Origin of the sequence: uncultured Leptotrichia sp. (assembly GCF_938036635.1) — a bacterium.
Taxonomy (GTDB): domain Bacteria; phylum Fusobacteriota; class Fusobacteriia; order Fusobacteriales; family Leptotrichiaceae; genus Leptotrichia; species Leptotrichia hongkongensis.
Map to the genome: position 1 here is coordinate 1 of NZ_CALHQO010000133.1, position 1,757 is coordinate 1,757.

At 25.0% G+C, this 1,757-nt stretch carries 3 protein-coding genes; 2 read left to right on the forward strand and 1 reads right to left on the reverse strand.

The features are described from left to right. Positions 1–1,134: N-6 DNA methylase (locus Q0370_RS02500; RefSeq protein ID WP_299571670.1), on the forward strand; the 1,134-nt coding region annotated here is incomplete at its 5' end. Positions 1,135–1,143: 9 nt separating this feature from the next. Then, positions 1,144–1,350: a helix-turn-helix transcriptional regulator gene (locus Q0370_RS02505; protein ID WP_299571673.1), complete on the forward strand. Its 207-nt coding sequence runs from the start codon at positions 1,144–1,146 to the stop codon at positions 1,348–1,350. Between the two features lie 26 nt (positions 1,351–1,376). Here the strand turns inward: Q0370_RS02505 and Q0370_RS02510 are convergent, their stop codons facing one another. Continuing rightward, positions 1,377–1,631, reverse strand: coding sequence for a hypothetical protein (locus tag Q0370_RS02510; RefSeq protein ID WP_299571675.1), 255 nt, complete (start codon positions 1,629–1,631; stop codon positions 1,377–1,379). Positions 1,632–1,757: the final 126 nt, after the last annotated feature.

The following is a 1,757-nucleotide window of genomic DNA, read 5'->3' on the forward strand; positions in this document are numbered from 1 at the left end:
ACTTTTAAAACTACAAATTCAGGTGTTTTTAATATTTTCTATGCTTTTATAGAGCATGGAATGAATAACCTTTCAGATAATGGTAATTTAGGATATATTATTCCAAATAATTTCCTAACTATAAAATCTGCAACTAATTTAAGGAATTTTTTGAAAAGTAATAAATTTTTGTATAAAATAATAGATTTTGCCGATAATATGTTATTTCGTCCAACTAGAACATATAATTGTATAATTTTTTTGAATAAAAATTCAAATGAAGTTTTAAACTATCATGTTACTAAAACAACAAATGATGTAGAAAAATATCTAAAAAATATCACCTTTAACCATCTTGAAACTTCTCACCTTGACAATCATGGATGGAAACTTGTTGATGAAAATATAAGAAGTAATTTATCAAAAATAGAAAATAATGTCATACCTATTAAACCATTTATAAGAACTGGTATTGCAACACTTAAAGATGCTGTATTTATGGTTGAGTTAGATGAAACTGGATATTATAAATTAGTTGATAACCAAAAAATATATCTTGAAGAAGATATTATTAAACCAATTTATAAAATTCCTGAACTAAAATTATTTGATAGTATCGAAGAGGCTGAGAGAAATATTATATTTCCATATAAAAAAACTTCTCAAGGCTACATATTAATTGAAGAAAATGAATTAGTTACTAACTATCCTAATATCTATAAAGTACTATTTTTATCTAAAAATTTATTGTCTTTAAGAGATAACGGAAAACCCAACTCTCAAGGATGGTATGCATACGGAAGAACCCAAGGTTTAAATAAATACGGAAAAAAACTCTTATTTCCAACTTTTTCAAACAAACCTAAGTTTATGTATATAGATAATGAAGATGCCCTATTTTGCAATGGATATGCTATTTTTGAAAATGATCGCTATAATTTAAATACTTTAATGAAAATTCTAAATTCTTCTGTTATGGACTACTATATACAAAATACTAGTTATGCTATTGAGGGAGGATATTACTGTTATCAAAAAAAATATATTGAACGTTTCTCAATCCCATGGTTAACAGATGAACAAATTAATAAAATTGATAGTCTAGATGGGAAAGAATTAGATAATTTCATATGGGATTTATATCAACTAAAATAGGAGGAAAATATGGCCGTTTCTTATGATAAATTATGGAAAATTCTAATTGATAAAAAGTTAAAAAAAACTGACTTAATAAAAAATGCAAAAATAAGTAGTTCTGCATTAGCTAAATTAAGTAAAAATGAATTTGTCTCTCTTTCTGTTATAGATAAAATTTGTTTTTATCTTGATTGTGATATATCAGATATTCTTCACATAAAAAACAAATCCTAATTAATTAGGATTTGTTTTTTATGCCACTACTTCATTAAGTTTTTTAAATCATATCTTTGCGCATATACTTTTAAAATATCATCAGCAAAATTCTTAAAATTTAAATTTCTATATTCTATATTGAATTCTTCTGAAATTATTCCTGCTGCTTTAAGTTCGGTACTATTATTAAATAAGTATGGTTGTTCTTTGCTGAAATCAACTATCAATAATGCACATCTTTCATATGCATAAGGAACCCCCGAAATTTGTCTATTATTTATTGAATTAAAAAAGGCCAATGTATCTAAAAAAGTTAATACTCTATTGACGTTGGTAATTCTAATTGGAAATAGCTTAACGGTTGTGTATATGCTATTGCAATCTTAGCGAGGTGTAAAAAATGAATACAAAACCAGTATTAGAAG

Bases quoted from the DNA above. Each gene is read 5' to 3' on its own strand.
- Q0370_RS02505 (WP_299571673.1), top strand. From the start codon at position 1,144: ATGGCCGTTTCTTATGATAAATTATGGAAAATTCTAATTGATAAAAAG.